Source organism: Spirosoma litoris, assembly GCF_054776755.1.
Map to the genome: position 1 here is coordinate 651,099 of NZ_BAAHBI010000035.1, position 17,550 is coordinate 668,648.

The 17,550-nt window shown below is 48.0% G+C and carries 12 protein-coding genes; 6 read left to right on the top strand and 6 right to left on the bottom strand.

Annotated elements, in window-relative coordinates; translation table 11 throughout:
* Window positions 1-219: 219 nt before the first annotated feature.
* From ACYVGR_RS22060 to ACYVGR_RS22075, 4 genes are all read right to left on the bottom strand, one after another.
* A complete protein-coding gene (locus tag ACYVGR_RS22060) occupies window positions 220-1,332 on the bottom strand; it encodes an acyltransferase family protein (RefSeq protein WP_460960704.1) in 1,113 nt (370 codons plus the stop codon).
* Window positions 1,333-1,557: 225 nt separating this feature from the next.
* On the bottom strand, window positions 1,558-2,139 hold the full coding sequence (locus tag ACYVGR_RS22065) for a Crp/Fnr family transcriptional regulator (protein WP_460960706.1): 582 nt from the start codon (window positions 2,137-2,139) through the stop codon (window positions 1,558-1,560).
* Between the two features lie 72 nt (window positions 2,140-2,211).
* Window positions 2,212-2,631, bottom strand: a complete 420-nt coding sequence (locus ACYVGR_RS22070; protein ID WP_460960708.1) for a hypothetical protein — start codon at window positions 2,629-2,631, stop codon at window positions 2,212-2,214.
* 12 nt (window positions 2,632-2,643) lie between these two features.
* Window positions 2,644-2,958 carry a thioredoxin domain-containing protein gene (locus tag ACYVGR_RS22075; RefSeq protein ID WP_460960710.1) on the bottom strand — a complete coding sequence of 105 codons (315 nt, stop codon included), beginning with the start codon at window positions 2,956-2,958 and terminating at the stop codon, window positions 2,644-2,646.
* 138 nt (window positions 2,959-3,096) lie between these two features.
* On the opposite strand from ACYVGR_RS22075, the gene ACYVGR_RS22080 reads away from it, so the two are divergent.
* The 4 genes from ACYVGR_RS22080 (at window position 3,097) to ACYVGR_RS22095 (ending at window position 10,680) form a co-directional block, all read left to right on the top strand.
* Window positions 3,097-4,314, top strand: coding sequence for a PAS domain-containing sensor histidine kinase (locus tag ACYVGR_RS22080; RefSeq protein WP_460960712.1), 1,218 nt, complete (start codon window positions 3,097-3,099; stop codon window positions 4,312-4,314).
* Window positions 4,292-5,350, top strand: coding sequence for a response regulator (locus ACYVGR_RS22085; protein WP_460960715.1), 1,059 nt, complete (start codon window positions 4,292-4,294; stop codon window positions 5,348-5,350). Before ACYVGR_RS22080 ends, ACYVGR_RS22085 begins: the two co-directional genes overlap by 23 nt.
* A 105-nt stretch (window positions 5,351-5,455) precedes the next feature.
* A complete protein-coding gene (locus ACYVGR_RS22090) occupies window positions 5,456-5,917 on the top strand; it encodes a hypothetical protein (RefSeq protein WP_460960717.1) in 462 nt (153 codons plus the stop codon).
* A gap of 677 nt (window positions 5,918-6,594) precedes the next feature.
* Complete coding sequence (locus ACYVGR_RS22095; RefSeq protein WP_460960719.1) at window positions 6,595-10,680, top strand: SdrD B-like domain-containing protein; 4,086 nt, start codon at window positions 6,595-6,597, stop codon at window positions 10,678-10,680.
* A gap of 86 nt (window positions 10,681-10,766) precedes the next feature.
* On the opposite strand, the gene ACYVGR_RS22100 is transcribed toward ACYVGR_RS22095, so the two are convergent.
* A complete protein-coding gene (locus ACYVGR_RS22100) occupies window positions 10,767-11,189 on the bottom strand; it encodes a hypothetical protein (protein WP_460960722.1) in 423 nt (140 codons plus the stop codon).
* A 317-nt stretch (window positions 11,190-11,506) separates the two neighbouring features.
* On the opposite strand from ACYVGR_RS22100, the gene ACYVGR_RS22105 reads away from it, so the two are divergent.
* Together ACYVGR_RS22105 and ACYVGR_RS22110 are read left to right on the top strand one after the other, a co-directional pair.
* Window positions 11,507-14,290 carry a GEVED domain-containing protein gene (locus ACYVGR_RS22105; RefSeq protein ID WP_460960724.1) on the top strand — a complete coding sequence of 928 codons (2,784 nt, stop codon included), beginning with the start codon at window positions 11,507-11,509 and terminating at the stop codon, window positions 14,288-14,290.
* A gap of 41 nt (window positions 14,291-14,331) precedes the next feature.
* Window positions 14,332-15,219 carry a hypothetical protein gene (locus ACYVGR_RS22110; protein ID WP_460960726.1) on the top strand — a complete coding sequence of 296 codons (888 nt, stop codon included), beginning with the start codon at window positions 14,332-14,334 and terminating at the stop codon, window positions 15,217-15,219.
* Window positions 15,220-15,278: 59 nt separating this feature from the next.
* Here ACYVGR_RS22110 and ACYVGR_RS22115 read toward each other — a convergent pair whose 3' ends face one another.
* Entirely contained in the window at window positions 15,279-17,549 is a 2,271-nt protein-coding gene (locus ACYVGR_RS22115; RefSeq protein ID WP_460960728.1) for a T9SS type A sorting domain-containing protein, read from the bottom strand.
* Between the last annotated feature and the right edge of the window lies 1 nt (window position 17,550).

A 17,550-nucleotide genomic window follows, 5' to 3' on the forward strand; every position in this document is an offset into this window, starting at 1 on the left:
CTCGTCCAATTTAGTTTCTATCGATTCTTTGGATTCTATTGTCTTTGATTATCAGTACAATAGGACCAGCCGCGCGGGCGGCCCCGAGAATCCATAGAATCCCCTAGAATCTAGTTTGCCAAAGCACTAGTGAGTGTATGGCTGAAAAGAAAATGGCCTGTGAGGACACAGGCCTAGGAATGCACATAAGGAGTCTAATGCAGTCTATTTTTCTTTTCGCTACTTCAGTTTTTTTCGCAGCCAGGCTCGTGCTGGTTCATCGTACAGCTTTAAACTAGCATAAGCTAACACAATAGCTCCTGAAAAGGTGAGCAGTGCATAGGGCCAGGCCTGCCCTAATGTGATGCCTTTGTGATTGCTTACCCAGGCCACATAGAAATAGACAAGCACATAATGTGTCATGTATAAGGGATAAGAAAGATCACCGAGGAACTTGCAGATTTTCTCTTCCGTGGGACTACGCACCACACCGCTGGCCCCGATATAAACAATGAGCGGAAAGACAATGATGATGCAAAACGCTTCGTACAAACCATTCATCCAAAGATGGTTGGCACCGCCTATTCGTGGCATAAACAAAACAACTGCCACCAACAGACTACACCCTAAGAACGCATGTTTGATAGAGGTAGGCCGTGATACCCGCGATAAAAGTAGACCCGCAAAAAATGGAAAGATCGTACGTGTTATGCCAATACGCATCTGTTCGACGTTCAACGTCCAGCCGCCGGTAACATCGCCGTTTGGGTTTGTAATGGCAAAATGCAACAGCACGGCACCCGCCAGTACGACAAAACACGCCAATACTTTATTCGATAGTTTTCGCAAACCCAGGGCGTAAAGAATATTCGCGATGTATTCGAAAAATAACGACCAGCCAACACTATTGAGCGGATGCATTTCTTGCCAGCCGCGTATGTCCATAGAAAGTGGGATGGGCAAAATCGTCCAACCGATTAGCATAACGACGATCAGTTTCCATACAGGAACGGTATGAATAAGCGGCCATATGGTGGAGTCGGTAAAGTAAAAACCTATGGCACCGAGCGTCATGCCCAAAACAACGAGTGGTTGCAGTCGTTCGAATCGGCGCCGAAGAAAGCCGCTAATGGTTAATTGGTCCCATCGGTTGTCATACGCATACCCAATGACAAAGCCGGATAGGAGAAAGAAAAAATCAACGGCGAGGTAACCATGATTGACAACATTGTCGAGGTGGCTGCTGGCAAGTGGCTCGGTAAGGTGAAAGAATACGACGATAATAGCGGCTACTCCCCGAAGTCCATCTAATAGTTGATAATGCGGCTTTGTGTCAAGTTGGTTATTGTTCATTAACAGCAGGAAATTTGGGACTATACGGTGGCTTGGTCAGGAAACAAATAGATGGTACTATTTCACAAAGGCGGGTAAAAAGCCATGAAATTAGGGCTCAAGAAAGGGCTTTACCTAGCCCAAATCAACTTTTTATAGGGTCATGATTGATGACAAATGATCCTGGAGGAATAGCGATTAATTGCTGCGTTAAGCCAATAGCCACCCTAAAAGTACCAACAAAACTCAATCATCCGTGTGTTTTCGGGCGCGAATCCGGCTGAGGAAGGCGGGCGTAATGCCCAGATACGAAGCAATCATATGCTGCGGAACGCGCTGCACAATATCCGGGTAACGCTGTACGAATTCGGTGTAGTTTTCCTCGGCCGATTGACTCAGTGAACTCACAACCCGGCGGTGCGTGGCTATGTAATTGTTCTGGAGCATAATCCGAAAGAAACGCTCTAGTTTAGGGATGCTTTCAAGCATGCGTTCCATATTGCTCCGATCCAGCAGGAGCAGTTCGGAGTCTTCGAGCGCTTCGATGTTGTATTGCGAGCGTTCGCCGGTTAGGTAGCTGTACATATCCGACGTCCACCAGCCTTCCGGGGCAAACTGAACAATGTGCTCAGTGCCCTTGGCATCAACCGTGTATGTTCGTAAAAGACCTTTTTCGACAAAGGAGATGTATTTACAGAGGTCGCCTTCCTGGAGAATGTACTGCTTCCTCCGCAGTTTTTTGGGAATGAAAAACGTTTTCAACTGGGCAAACTCGCTTTCGGTGAGGTCGACCAGTCGGTCAATATGCGTTTGAAGGCGCTCGTACATGTCGCGTTGGCTAGATCGCAACAAGTATAGCGTCTTATGGGTTAGGAGCCAAAATTTAGTGAAGTCAACCGCTTACAGCAGGTTCAGACTCATCATGCCCGACAAAAACTGGAGGCAGCCATCTTTGATCCGGGAAAACTCATTGGCAAGCGCTGTCGCATGGCGTTCAATGGTAGCCGACAAGCCAAAGTGCGTATTGGTGCAGGTGGGTTGATTCAGTACAACCGGGCACTCAATGCCTTCGCAGATCAAGTCGCGGTTCAATCGAGTGAGCTTGGTTTGTAGCTGGTTCAGGTCCCGATAATAATCAACCGCATCGTGCCGCAAACTGCGACAGTTATAGAGATTCATAACGTCGAGTAACAACGATCGGAGATTACGAATCTCTTCTTCCTGCTGGCGAATAATTTGTTGCCAATGCTGGTGCTCGTGCTGGCAGGAAGCCGTTTGTTCAAGTAAAGGAAGCGACGGATTGACCTCGTTGGAATTCATACAGGATAGCTGTTAATGGGTTTGGGAAAATGTCTGATTCATCTGATAAAAAAGCTCTGGATTATCCACAGGGCCCGAGTAGCGCCATAATTCCAAACCTTGTTGAAGCAGAACAAAGGCTGGTAGGGTAGTAAACCCAAAACTGCGAACGACTTCTGGGTGCGTTGTTTCGCTAACACGCATGATCTTTACGGTTGGGCTTAATACCGATTGTGCCTTTTCCAGAAGCTGGTCAATTTCGACACGTTGAGTATGGGATGCCGACGTAAAGACCAGCAGCACAGGCCGTTGAGGTAAATCCGTCAGCAACGAAGAAGGAGGTGTCATGCCAATAGTCGGTTAATGACTCAAAATTGGCTTCCCTGTCGCTCCTGAATCGTGAGTCAGATCAATAGAAAAACTGATTTTTGTCAACCGCATTCGGATTGTGGGCGTTTACTTTGCAATCAGAAAGATTTGCTTTTTATGTTCGACGACTCGTTTGAGGCCGTTTTTACGCATGCCACCATTGGCATCATCGTTTGCGATGAACAGGGCCGTATTCGGTCGACGAATCGGTATGCCCGTACGTTGTTTGGATATACCGAGGAGGAGATGCATGAGGTATCCATCGATGCGCTTGTTCCTGATTCGGTTGCCGGTCGTCACGCTGCATTGAGAGCTTCATTCAATGCCAATCCACAGGTGCGGGCTATGGGCCACGGGCGCGATCTGTTTGCCAAACGGAAAGACGGTTCGGTGTTCCCGGCAGAAATTAGCCTGAGTTATTTTTATCGGGAGGGCGCCCTGTTGGCAGTGGGGTACATCATCGACATTACTGCCAAGAAAGAAGCCGAACGAACCCTGTTGGAACAAAAAAGCCGCATTGAACAACTCAACGCCGAACTGGAGCAGAAAGTCATTGATCGCACACACGCGCTGATGGCCACGTTGCATCAGCTCGAACAGTCGAAAGATGAACTAGCCAAAGCCTTAGCTGCCGAGCGCGAACTGGGTGAACTGAAGTCCCGGTTTGTGTCGATGGCATCGCACGAGTTTAGAACCCCTTTGAGTGCCGTATTGACATCGGCCTCGCTGATCGAGAAGTATCCTGAAACCGATCAGCAGGACAAACGACTTCGGCACATTCAACGAATTAAAGCGTCGGTCAATCACCTGAACGATATTCTGGAGGAGTTTTTGTCGGTTGGGCGACTCGAAGAAGGCCGGATTGAAGCGACTTTCTCGTGGGTCGAGTTGCCGAAACTGGTCGACGAAGCGTTTGCCGATTTACAGGGCAGCCTGAAAGCCGGGCAAAAAATTGAAACGCAATTCGATTGTCCGCAACCCATCCAGACCGACCCGTCTTTATTGCGAAAAATTCTGGTCAACTTACTATCGAATGCAATTAAGTATTCGTCTGATAATCAATCTATTTTTGTGAGTGCCCAATGTCGGGAAACTGATCTGACAATTACGATTCAGGATAAGGGAATTGGCATTTCGGCTGATGATCAGAAACACTTATTCGAACGATTCTTCCGAGCCAAAAACGCCACTAACTTCGCCGGAACGGGCCTCGGTTTGCATATTGTTGCCCGCTACCTCGAATTGCTGAATGGCACTATCGAACTAGCCAGCCAATTGGGCGAAGGCACTACGGTTACTCTTTTTCTTCCTCATGAAAACTATCCTGATCATTGAAGACAACACCGATATTCGGGAGAATACGGCCGAAATTTTAGAACTGGCGGGCTATCGAACGCTAACCGCCGAAAACGGAAAGATCGGAATTGAGCAGGCGCTGGCCAGCCACCCCGATTTGATAATCTGCGACATTATGATGCCCGTTCTGGACGGTTATGGCGTGTTGCACATTGTCAATAAAAACCCAGAACTCAATGGCATTCCGTTCATTTTCCTGACGGCAAAATCAGAACGGGTTGATTTTCGGAAAGGCATGGAACTGGGCGCCGACGACTATCTGACCAAACCGTTCGATGATACGGAACTGCTCAATGCGGTCGAAGGAAGGCTCAATCGGTTCAGTAAGCTTCAGGCCGAACAATATGATCTGAAACAGGAAGGGCTTGCACAGTTTCTGGATGACGCGCATAAAACGGGTGGTTTGCAAGGTTTGTCGGCCGATCGGAAAACGCACCACGTTACCAAAAAACAGTTTGTGTACACGGAGGGCGACGAACCCACGCGCTTGTATTTCGTAAAAAGCGGCCGCGTTAAAACCACACGAACCAATAATGATGGCAAAGAATTAGTAACGGGCCTCTATGGGGCAGGTGAGTTTTTTGGTGATCTGGCCTTGCTGGAAGAGACCGCCTATACCGATTCGGCGCTGACGCTCGATGACTCCGAACTGGTCTACATTCCAAAGCAGGATTTCCTGCAACTGCTAACCGCTCAACCCGAAGTCGGGCGGCAGTTTGTCCGGTTGCTGGCGGGGCGTGTCAGCGAAAAAGAAGATCAGTTGTTGGGGATGGCCTATAGTTCACTTCGTAGGCGAGTGGCCAATGCACTTCTGCGACTTCAGGAGCCCTTGCCAACCGGAGAACCTGCTCCACCTATTCAACTCTCCCGCGATGATTTGGCGGCCGTTATCGGCACCGCTACCGAATCGTTGATTCGAACCTTAAGCGAATTCAAACAGGATGGCCTGATTGAAGTAAGTGGGGGAGGTATCCGGGTGCTTCAGCCCGACAAACTGCGTCGGGCCAATTGGTAGACGGCCAACCTTTGTTGATGAGAATCAGTTTTCTAGGTGAGCTTTCTCACGTTGGGTAGCGGAGCGTCGGTGTAATTTTGGCAAGATTATTTGCTGTAATGACACATGAAAAAAGCCCTGTTGCTCACCGACTGTTCTGTTGATTTAGCACTGACCATAAACCGTTGGGCTGCCAATCAAATAGATGCTATCGACCTAACGGTTGTTTATGCCTTTGCCGTTTCGCAGGACGATAATCAACCCTTAACGGCAGCTACTCACCGGGCAGCCAAGCAGGAGGCCAATGCTAACCTCGGCCAATGGCTGAATTACCTAACTACACCCTGGGCAGGTAAAATTCAGACAGAAACACTTCTGGGCGATCCTGGGCTGGTTATACGCATTCATTTATTGCTGCGCCAGTACGATTATCTGCTCATCGACCTTGGGCAACAGGAAGTCGCATCGGCATTTTTGGCATGTCAAAACTATACTACAACTGAACTGCACAGACTAACCGTGGCCGAAGACGTCAGGCTTACTGCGGCTCAAACGGAGACACCGCAGCAATGGTTACGAGCCGCCTAATTTGTATGTGGGGAACAACTCATCCCATAGGGATAAAACAGCATAGCGTCGGTAGAAGAAGTAGGCCCAAGATACACTTATCGTGCCGTAGGTACGTGATCCATGATCAGTTACGTACCTACGGCACGACAACTAGCGGGAAACTCATTTATAGGCTATACTGCGCTGTTAAGCCCCTATCGGGGCGAAAAATTTAAAACCAGTATAGGATTTAGTTGTCCACCAACTGAAAAAAGCGAATTCCAGCGTCACGTTAATCTAGTAATACAACAAGTCAGCACCGATTGGCCCAACGGCCACTCCAGATACCATTCCGAGCGTTTTTTATCAGCGAATGCTATCTAAAAGAGAAAGCATGGTATAGTTATTGATAATTGAGCGCAGCTAGAATTAGGTGAATTCCAATTTTTGATAATTATACACACTGTTACTTATATATTAAATTAGTAAAATAGTTCCTTTATTTATATTCAATTATTGCCTTTATTTTATTAATCTAAAACATTACTGCCCTGTTGGTATAGCATTTGTATATGTGGTTGCTGTAGAGTTAGGTAGTTGTTCAGGATAAATGATTTCCAGTTCGTTGCTGTTTTTTCGTACGAACTACAAGTCGCTAATCAACTGCTGCAAAAGCTTCGGACACTAACTCTTACGCATACATCTACAAATCATTTATGAAAAATCTTGTACAATCTGTTCCACGAACAGTGCTTTGGCTCTGCCTTTTTGTAGCTGTTTCGGTAATTGCCAAGACATTTACCTTCGTAACTGGTCTACCTGCACAGCTTGCTTTTTCTGCCCCGTCTGGAGCAACTAGAATAGAGGGAAAAGAGCCGCGTGACCCATCGCAGGGCTTAGGCAGTTTGTTAACGTCACAAACCACGGCCCCTTGCTCGCTTACGTTTAACCGGGTCGATGTGTCGGGTTGTTATTCAGTAAGTGGCGTTAGTAAAGCAACTGTTAGTGTAGAAGTTGCCTGGACAGATGCTCCCACAAATGGGTATATAGTCGTAACGGCAGGCGTGCAGAGTCGGACGATTACACCTGGCACGATTACCGTCGACTATGGCTATCAGGTAGGTAACGCAACGCAATTGATTGTCTCACCACAGGTTGTTGCCTTCGAAATACCAGCCGACGGCGCATCTGGAACGATTACGGCCGTTTTTTCTGATAGTCCAGACTGTACAGTAACCCAGACATACATTGCGCCAGCAGCCTGTCCACCTACGGACTGTGCTACTGGCAATCAATTGGGCGGAACAGTTTTTAATGATTATAATGCTGATGGAACTAAAAATGCTGGTGAAACAACCGGGATTTCATCGGTTTCTGTAACGGCTATTGCCTGCGACGGTACGAAATACACGACCACAACGGATAATTTCGGTCAATATGCGCTCACTATTCCGCAGACTAACTATCCAGTTCGGGTTGAATTCAGCAACCTACCTGCCTATGCGGGTATGGGCACGCTTCATGGAACTGATGGTCAAACAACTGTACAATTCGTTAAGAGCCCCACTTGTGGCGTTGATTTAGGCGTTCTTGACCCTACAGATTACTGCCAGGCCAACCCCCAGCTTTTTGTGCCCTGCTATGTAAACGGGGACCCCTTAGTTAGTGGGACTACCAGTTCTGACGCCGACGCCTTTGTCAGTTTTCCCTACAGCGCTACGGGTGCACCGAAGCTAACAGGCTACGTTGGGCCAACCCATATAGCTACGGCGGGTCAGGTTGGGTCGCTATGGGGAGTTGCGTACAACAAGTATACAAAGCGTGTGTTTTCGGCCGCTGTATTACGTCGCCATGTTGGGCTAGGCCCCTTAGGGATTGGGGGAATTTATGTCGCTGACGTAACCAATCCAGCGTCGGCAACAATGACCAGTTTCATTGATGTCCGCACATTAGGCATTGTTGTAGAGGATCCAGCTAGTCCAGTTCTGTCAAATACGGCTCGAGGGTTATCAGCTAGTAAGACCTCACCTAGTTTTGATACCGACGCCTTTAGTAAAATTGGCACGGTTGGCCTGGGCGATATAGAGATTAGTGACGATGGCAACAAACTTTGGTTTGTGAACCTTTATGATAAGAAGTTATATTCGATCGATATCAGTGCCTATAACGCCGACGGAACCACACTACCCACCGCGGCTAATGTGACTTCGGTCCCTATTACAAATCCTGCCTGTGCAAATGGGACGTACCGGCCATTTGGCTTGAAGGTGCTCAAAGGAACGGTCTATGTTGGGGCTGTTTGTGATGCAGGTGTATCACAGGATAAAGCAGATTTACGTGCATTTGTTTTCGCTTACAATGGGGTAAGCTGGTCAACCATTTTTGATTTCCCCCTGACGTATCCAAAGGGCTTTGCTGACCCCAATAGTGGGTTAGCTACCCGGACAGGCTGGTATCCGTGGACCAATGATTTTGCCAAGATGACCACTGTGGTGCGCGATATAAATGGCGTTAAAGGCTTTACGTATCCAATGCCAATCCTGTCCGATATCGAGTTTGATATCGATGGTTCCTTAGTATTAGGGTTTGCCGACCGTGCCTCGTTGATGGCAGGTAGCGCAAACTATTCACCCTTGGGTAATACATCGCCACTTTACAGTGTGACGTCAGGGGGCGATATTCTTAGAGCCTATTCGTCAAATAATGCCTTCATTCTTGAGAATGCAGCGAAAGCTGGGCCTGAAATAGGGTCTAGCCCAACGAACAACCAGGGGCCAGGTTTTGGTGAATTCTACAATGAAAATTTAATTGCTGAGGGTGGATTACAACACGCTGAAACCGCATTGGGTGGCTTAGCCTTACGACCCGGTTCAGGAGAAGTAGTAAGCACATCTATTGATCCAGTTGATAACGTACCTGATTATGGTTCTTACGATATGGGGGGTGTTATTAAATTTAACAATACTACAGGTCTCAAAGCCAGTACATATGGGGTTTACCAGGGTGGGATCGGCACTGGATTGCTTGGCAAAGCGGCTGGTTTAGGTGATATTGAAATAGCCTGTGATGTACCCACCTATTTAGAAATCGGTAACCGGGTCTGGCGTGACGATAATACGGATGGCGTGCAGGATGCGTGCGAACCACCTTTGGCAGGCGTAACCGTTTCACTCTATCAAAATGGAACGCTGGTTGCCACGACAAGTACGAATGCCGATGGGGAGTACTATTTCAACAATAGCCCTATTAGTAGCACCCTGGCCGGTACCGTTTCAAACACCGCTATACAGCCCAATATAGCGTATCAAATTGTGTTTGGTAAAACACAATTTGATGGCAATCAATTGGCTCTCAGTGGCAACTCGTATGTGCTAACCAAAGCGAACAGCAGCACCACGAATGCCAACGACATGAACGACTCTGACGCGCTGGTAACAACAGTTGATGGTAGTGCTGCTCCCGTCATTAGCCTGACAACAGGCGCCAGTGGTACAGTCAATCATACCTATGATGCGGGCTTTTATCAGTTGGCAGGTCTGGGCGACTTTGTTTTCGAAGATGCGAATCATAACGGCCAGCAGGATGCGGGTGAGCCGGGTATCCAAAACGTCACGGTAACGCTGTTGAGTTCTGGAACAGTTGTAGCAACCACAACGACCAATGCATCGGGCTTCTACTCGTTCAAGGGCTTAACACCAAGCGTACCTTACTCAGTAAGTTTCACGGCACCTGTGGGCTATTCGGCTACATTACAGAACATAGGCAATGATACCACTGATTCGGATGGTAACCCAACTACGGGGCTGACGGGTGTATATAGCCTGACGGCTGGTGAATTCAACCCGACAGTGGACATGGGCTATTACAAGCTCAGTCCGACAGTGTCGCTGGATAAATTCGTGGATAAATCAAAAGCGAAAATTGGCGATGTGTTGACGTATACGATTGTTGTGGCCAATTCAGGCAGTGTTTCAGCTACCAACGTAGTGGTGCGCGATTCGTCAAGTATAGGGCTGACGTATGTAACGAACTCAGCTACTGCGCCAGTGGGAACCACGTTTACGCCGGGAGCCGTCAACACCTGGACCGTTGGTACGCTGTCGGCAGGGCAGAGCTTAAGCCTGACCTTCCAGGCCGTTGCTGATAGCTCGGGTATTTTGTACAACGTGGCTACTATTCCTGGCGATACCGCTTCGGTTTGTACCTCTGTTCCGTTTGTTATGTGTGCGGGGCAGGCATATACGTTCCGCTTAACAGCCGCTCTGGGCCGTTCGTCGTACAAATGGTATAAGGATAATGTGGAGATCGCAGGCCAGACGACAAACATCCTGGATGTGAGTGCGCCCGGTACCTACAGCCTGGCTGTGGATAATGTTACCGGCAAGTGCCCCGATTTCAGTTGCTGTCCCTTTATTGTGGAAGAGGATACGCTACCTACCTTCCAGGCTACAACAGTGCCCGTCGGTTGTTCAGGTATTGTAGCGCAAAGCAATGGTAAAATTGTGCTGAGCGCATTCAAACCGACCTACACCTACCAGTATTCGCTGGGAACCAGTTTCAATGAGGCTGCCGTATTGTCGGGCACGAAGCAGGTTATTCCGGCAAATGGTGTGATCGTGAGTAATCTGGCTAACCCCGTTTCGGCTCAGGCTTATACGGTTCGGGTGTACAATGCTTCTGGTTGTTATACCGATGTAACGGTGTTGTTACCATCTACTGTTTGCGATTGTCCGCCCGCCAGTTGCGTGCCTTTGCTAGTTAAACAAACCAAACGAGCCAAACGGATTGGGGATCATCCATAACTGTCTGGTTTTCTGTAAACAAAAAAGCGATGCTGAGACATTCTCGGCATCGCTTTTTTGTTTTAACGATTATGTATTAGATCGGGCTAATAGCGCTCGTTACCTTCTTCTTCCTCTTCTTCGAGTTCGGCGATTTCTTCGTCTATCTCTTCATCCGACAAGTCGTCGTCCGCTAAATCATCTTCGGTAAACTCGTCGGGCTCTTCATCGTTCGAGAGTTCATCGGTTGCATGACGTGCCGTAGCCGTGTCGGTATACAAAAGTGTGTCCGACGCTTCTTCGTCGCCGGGGTTTAAAATATCGGGTTGGTTGTTTACGCCCAGACCTGCATATACAACGGCATCTTCCTCTTCGTTGTTTTCGGGCGGATTATTATGTTGGGGCGAGAGCCCTTTTATCGAATTACCTGCTGTTTGGTCGGGGCTTTGTTGATCGGCGTTGTTCGTATTTTCCATAATCATCAGGAAGTTAAGTAAGCCTTGTTTCTGGTGTTGGTTGAGGCTATCCATCCGTTTACTCACTAACTATTAGGAAGGAAAAGAGTTTAGTTTGGTGCTCTTGCTGAAGCTACTTAAGGCATGAAAAACCTGGTATGATGGTGGTTTTGTAAAGCAGTATTGTAACTAACGTTTAAACGCCGTTTTGTATCAACTACTATCACTTTTATGTATTTTAATTGATATTTAGCTAGGTAAAATAGTATTTATAAATGCTGTTTTATCATCAATATTCTGAATAGTATTTACTTCCTGGTACAATGTTTGAGATGCGATGAAAATACCACATTATTCATCTTAAATGTTCTACCTCAGTCCTATTCAACCCCATGTCCAGGGTTACTCAAACACTTGGTATTCTGCTTCTTATTCAACTTCTGTTTATAGCTGGCCAGAGTAGAGCACAGGCTATTTGCGGGACTCCTCAGTTAACAGACGATCAACTGATTTGGCAAGAGCAATTGATCGCCCCTAAGCACTCACTTCCTGCTGGCCGACGTGCAACACAACTCCAGTACATACCCATCCGATTTCATGTCGTGCGTCAGAACGATGGAACGGGTGGGGCCGACATCGCCAGTCTGAACCAGGCACTGGTATTAATCAATCAGCTGTATCAACCGATCAATATCGCCTTTTATCTATGTGGTAAGCTACCGCATTATATCAACAATACGGCCTTGTTCGATTATGATAATACGGAAGAGAGCTTGCTGGCCGACGGAAATGATGTATCGAATGCCATCAATGTTTATCTGGTTAATACACTAACCTACGCAGGTAGTCAGGTAACAGGGTACGCCTACTACCCAAACGCACAGGCTACCACGAACCGGGTATTTTTGAAAGCCAGCCAGGTAACGGACTATACACTCGCCCACGAGCTGGGTCATTATTTTAATCTCTATCATACGTTTCAAAACAATCAGAGCAGCACGATCGCCAATCGCGAACTCGTGATTCGCCCTGGAGAAGCGTTGCAGGGACGACCGTTTGGCCCTAACTGTACAACCGCTGGTGACTTTGTGTGCGATACCCCCGCCGATCCGTATGGCATGACCGGGGCTACCACATCTGGCTGTAGTTATACCGGGACGAGTAAGGATGCCAACGGGGATTTATTTAATCCGTTAATCGCCAATATTATGTCGTATTATTTTTCCTGCGGCATGAGTAAATCGTTTACAGCCGGACAGTATGCCCGGATGACGGATGGCCTAAGCCTGCGACTCGATCCGGGTAACGCCTATGCCCTGACTTGTGCCGACAATTCAGTTGTAGCACCAACGGGGCTTTCTGTTATGGCTCAAACGGGAGTAGCAGGGGCACAACTTCAGTTTTCGTATTCCGGAACCAATGCTGCTGGATTTCTTATTGAACGTTCGCTTGATTCTACTACCAATTTTACGGTCATTGGTAGTTTACCTCCTGATTCATTTTCCTATACGGACGGCACTGTACTGGCGAATACCACCTATTATTATCGGGTCAAGGCCTCAAATGCAACTACCCAATATAGCGCGATAGCGAAGGTCAATGTAGGCCAGTTTTACTGCGTACCTGTTTACACCTGGCCTATTGGAAATTTTTTTCCACGAATTGATGACTTTATACTAACGGGAAGCCAGTCTACTTTACGTTCTGTAGCGACCGGTATTGGCCTGGATGGCTACTCCGACTATTCGGATATTTTGCATAAAGTACAGTCGGGGCATGTATACTCGTTTACAGCCAGTGCCATTACGGGAAATGTCGGAAGCTATATTAAGCAACACCTAACCATCTGGCTTGATAGCAATCAGGATGGAGTTTTTAGTGATACCGAAAAGCTTTTTCAGTCGTCAGCTACGCAGTATTTGACGCCTTCTCTAACGGGTACGCTAACCATACCGGCGTCATTCTCCGCTGGTCAGACCCGGCTCCGGTTACGTAGTCAGTATTATGCCGATGGGTTGGTCGAAAGCCCTTGCGATCCGTATAATTATGGCGAGGCCGAAGATTACACCTTAGTAATCGACAACCCCACGCCACCTTCCTGTTTTAGTTTGTCGGCGCTGGCAATTCCTGCGACCTGTGCTGGTAAACAGGACGGAATCGTTAGCCTCTTATTAGTAGGAGGGACGGCCCCTTTTTCCTATTCACTGGGCAATCAGACAAGTACAACAGGAACCTTCTCTGGTTTATCGGCGGGGAGCTATACCGCTACTGTCACCAATGCGGGTTGTAGTCAGAGTCTTGTTGTAACGGTAGGTCAACCTGCCGCCTTTATTGCTAGTATTTCTTCGTCGGCTACGTCGGTTTGCAGCGGTCAATCGCTAACGCTTGTTGCCAGCGCAGGAAGTCAATACCGATGGAGTACAGGGCAGACGGATGCCCAGCTTATCGTTGTGGCATCCGGTGCGTATTCGGTAACCGTTACTAGTGTAGCCGGTTGTACGAGTGTGGCCAGTACCTCGGTTCTGGTAACGAACTGTGTGTTGCTATACCGGGCAAAAGTGCTCCTTGAAGGATTTACGAATGCGACCACCGGGCTAATGCACAGCTTGTTGGTTTCTGGTAATCTGCTTCCTAAACAACAGCCCTATTCATCGGCTCCCTGGTCATATACTGGCTCCGAACAAGTCACAACTTTCCCGGCCAATGTGACGGATTGGGTGCTGGTTGTAGCCCGAAATGCAGCGGGTGAGGTGCTATCCCAAAAAGCAGCCTTTGTTCGAAACGATGGTACGTTGATTCGTTCTGATGGAACAGAAGGGGTTGTCTTTTCCACGTCATCAGAACCGATGTATGCATCGATACACCATCGTAATCACCTGGCCATTCTCTCAGGCAGGCCAATGGTCGACAACCAACTCGTTGATTTTACGACCGATGCCACCGCGGTTAAGGGGACGTCGCAACTTAAATCTGTGGGGAGTAAACTGGTCATGTATAGTGGTGATTACGACGCCAATGATGTGATCAATAGTACCGATTACAATAAATGGAAGGTGAACGCATCAGCCATTGGTCATTACTTATCTATCGACGCCGATGGCAACGGCATCATTAATAATCAAGATTTTAATCGCTGGGTACTCAACCGTTCCAAAATAGGCACCCCCGGTCTATAATCAATCAAGTTTCTGTTTTAGCTCTTATAAACCCTTTTCAAATGCAAAGGATTAGTCTCTTCATGACTATACTGTTGATAGGTGTAGTCTCTTCCAGGCTGCTGGCACAAACAGCTGACCTTCGACTGTCGACTCAAGTTGATTGTGAGAAGGGTCAGTATTTAGCTACCATCCAGATTCGGGCAAGTGACGCCACTTCATTTTCAATTGGTACGTCCTCGGTTTTTCTAAGTTATGATCCGAGTTCGTTGACGTTTGCCAGCTATCAGTCTCTTAATTTCGATAACAATTCTCTTTGTGGAGGCCAATCGCTTTGGGATTCCCATAGTTTTGATGGATCGAGCCCTGGTTTATTTAACCTGACGATGGTGCTTAACAGTTCGTCGATTAGCTGTCCGCTTATTACCAGTACCGACTGGGTGAGTATCGGTACGATCATCTTTCAGATACGTAATCCAGATGGAAATCCCACGCTGCTATTTAACCCTGATTTCAGCAGTTTTAATGCCGTTCCGGCTAATAACGGGTTGAATCAAATTCTACCGGGACAGTATACTGGAGTCAATCAGGCGAGTGTTTTGCGCTGTACGCCCATCTGCTCGCTGACAATGGCGGCCACGCCGGGCAGTTGCAATGCCAGCTCGAATCAATACACCCTGACCGGTACAGTAAGTCTACATAACGCAGTAGCCGGGAATTTGGTCATTACAGATGGTAATGTCTCAACAACAGTGTCGGTAGTAGCCAATCAGCCAACGGCGAGTTTTTTATTGACAGGGCTGAATGCGGATGGAGTAAGCCATACTGTTTCGGCTAGTCTAAGTGGTTGCAGTACTGTTACCACATCCTATGTGGCTCCGGTAAGTTGTACGGCACTTCCCTGTGCATCGGCCAGTTGTGTTCCTATGTACATTGTCCGATTACACTAGATTTTATCGCTGATGAGATTATGTTCCAGGACTTTCGCCTGGGCCAAAACACGGTTCTCTTATTTCCAGACCACTACTTTTTGTACCAGTGCTGGCCGATTTGCCCCCATAAGTCGTACTAAATACGTTCCGTCTGGAAGGCTACCCAGATCAATTGTGGTATCGGTATCAATCGCGACCGTTTGTGCTGGGAGCATTGTTTGGCCAGATATAGAAAGAACTTCTATCGTGCCGGCATAGGGCGGGCGCACCGTGAGGTACCGATCCGTTGGGTTTGGAAATGTCCAGGGGCCTGTTACTTCTTCTGGTACACCTGTTACGACCACTTTTTTGGATGTATTTTTCAGATAACGAAGTCCGCCAGCCTGGGTTCCCAACATCAGATCGGGGAGTTGATCGCCGTCGAGATCGGCAACGGTAGCAATGAGGCTCGTGCCCGGCAACCCGATGGACGCGAGGGAATCGATCAACGTGAGGGTAGATTGACTCGTTGGGTCGGGAAACTGGTAAACCCTAACCTTTCCATTGCTTTCGGCTAAGATTAATTCGTTTTTCTGATCACCATTTAAGTCCGCCACAACAATTGAGTGCGTATTATTAAACGCCAGGTCAGGTTTGATACCTCCGAAGGTCTGATTTTGCAACTGGAAGGTGGGACTAGCGGCTGTTCCGGCATTGCGGTAATAGCGAATCGTTCCGAGGCTGTTGCTACCGATTAACAGATCGGGCTTTCCATCTTTGTCAACATCAGCTACCGTGAGCAGATCGAGTGCTCCCATTAAATCGGGGGTTGGCCAGCGTAAGGCTCCGGCAAGGTTGTATTGTGAGGCAACTCCTTTGGCTGAGCCATTGATCAATACACGAATCTCAATCGCCTGGGTAGAGGTGCCGGTAATTATCAGATCCATACTGCCGTTGGCATCGACATCGAAAAAGGAAGGAACGATATGCGTCAACGTCAAGGATTTTGATAGACCGAGGTAATCGGTTGTGATGAGTACAAAGGCTGGGTTTTGGGTTGTGCCCTTGTTCTCGAACTGCCAGATACTGGCGCGGTAGTTACTGCCCAGCCCGACTCCGTCGTAACCAACCAGCATATCCAGGTCGCCATCGCCATCCAGGTCGGCCAGGGCGGGGGCAGCCCGTTCGCCCAGATCAAGCATGTCGCTTTGCAGGAAATCTTTCTGGGTTAATTGGAAGTCAGGTTTTTGTGTTGTTCCCTTGTTTTTGTAAAACCAGCTAGATGCCCGAAAGTCAAAGGCATAGTTATCGTTTGCCGTTACATTGGGCGATGCGATTAAGTCCTTCTGCCCGTCGGCGTCTACATCCTCAAAAAATACGGCTGGAAATGCCGGAAATAGAACTGGGTTGACGGCGGGGAACAAACTGTCGTAACTCGTAAAATTGGCTTTGTCGGAGTTGGCGCCATCATTGCGCAGGCGAGCCAGGTTTTCGCAACTTACAAAGCCGAACAGAAGATCTTTCTTTCCATCGCCATCCGTATCGACTACCGTAAGCGTGTTGCCTGAATGTAAAGGTCTGGCTCGGCTTGGATCGACCTTGCTCGTCTTCGCCGTGCTTGCAGTTGCTGACACCCGACCTGAGCCATCGCACTGATAATTAAATGTAAAATCGTTGCAAAACTCTTTGTGGAAGTGTCCCCAGCATGAACCGCCTGTGCGCTGAAAAATCAGCCCACCTTTCTTACCCGTTTTTTCAACGCTCATGTTCTGCTGGTAAGCTGGGATGTTTCCGTCCGCGTCGAAGGTGATAATGTCGATATCGCCGTCATCGTCGTAATCGGTAATGACCGGAATATCCGTATTGGCAACATAGACCGGTTGACTAGTTTCACTAAGGCCAATGGTTAAAAGTGGATCGATGGTTAGTTTGAACGATACCTGTCCGGCTTGAGACTCATTATGATAGACCGCGATGCCATTGGCGCTGGTTGTAAAGATGTCTTTGCGCCCATCGAAGTCGTAATCGACCAATAATAGCCAGTTATACAAGGGTGTTGGGAAGGCCGTTTCGTATTCGGGGGCATATTTCCAGGCCGTTCCGCTACCAGTTGGGTTATCGACCGCTATAAATGTACTAACCTTGTTCGTTGTCCGATCAAATACCACCAGGTCGTCGCGGGTATCATCGTTTAAGCGAATGGTTGAGTACTGAGGGGCGTTGAGTCCACCCGCCCAGGGGCTTAGCAACACGTTTGAATTCACCGTAACGGTTGGACTTTGGTCGTACCGAAAGCCAATTGCCCCGCCCGACTGCGCATAGTTGAACAGGGGACTCAGCAAAAAACAAAGCGTAAATAGCTTTTTCATC

What these genes read in the sequence shown, in the direction of transcription:
- ACYVGR_RS22075 (WP_460960710.1), bottom strand. Translation starts at nt 2,958, where the DNA reads ATGACACCTCCTTCTTCGTTGCTGACGGATTTACCTCAACGGCCTGTG.
- ACYVGR_RS22110 (WP_460960726.1), top strand. Translation starts at nt 14,332, where the DNA reads ATGCAAAGGATTAGTCTCTTCATGACTATACTGTTGATAGGTGTAGTC.
- ACYVGR_RS22080 (WP_460960712.1), top strand. Translation starts at nt 3,097, where the DNA reads ATGTTCGACGACTCGTTTGAGGCCGTTTTTACGCATGCCACCATTGGC.
- ACYVGR_RS22105 (WP_460960724.1), top strand. Translation starts at nt 11,507, where the DNA reads ATGTCCAGGGTTACTCAAACACTTGGTATTCTGCTTCTTATTCAACTT.
- ACYVGR_RS22070 (WP_460960708.1), bottom strand. Translation starts at nt 2,631, where the DNA reads ATGAATTCCAACGAGGTCAATCCGTCGCTTCCTTTACTTGAACAAACG.
- ACYVGR_RS22090 (WP_460960717.1), top strand. Translation starts at nt 5,456, where the DNA reads ATGAAAAAAGCCCTGTTGCTCACCGACTGTTCTGTTGATTTAGCACTG.
- ACYVGR_RS22100 (WP_460960722.1), bottom strand. Translation starts at nt 11,189, where the DNA reads ATGGATAGCCTCAACCAACACCAGAAACAAGGCTTACTTAACTTCCTG.
- ACYVGR_RS22060 (WP_460960704.1), bottom strand. Translation starts at nt 1,332, where the DNA reads ATGAACAATAACCAACTTGACACAAAGCCGCATTATCAACTATTAGAT.
- ACYVGR_RS22065 (WP_460960706.1), bottom strand. Translation starts at nt 2,139, where the DNA reads ATGTACGAGCGCCTTCAAACGCATATTGACCGACTGGTCGACCTCACC.
- ACYVGR_RS22095 (WP_460960719.1), top strand. Translation starts at nt 6,595, where the DNA reads ATGAAAAATCTTGTACAATCTGTTCCACGAACAGTGCTTTGGCTCTGC.
- ACYVGR_RS22115 (WP_460960728.1), bottom strand. Translation starts at nt 17,549, where the DNA reads ATGAAAAAGCTATTTACGCTTTGTTTTTTGCTGAGTCCCCTGTTCAAC.
- ACYVGR_RS22085 (WP_460960715.1), top strand. Translation starts at nt 4,292, where the DNA reads ATGAAAACTATCCTGATCATTGAAGACAACACCGATATTCGGGAGAAT.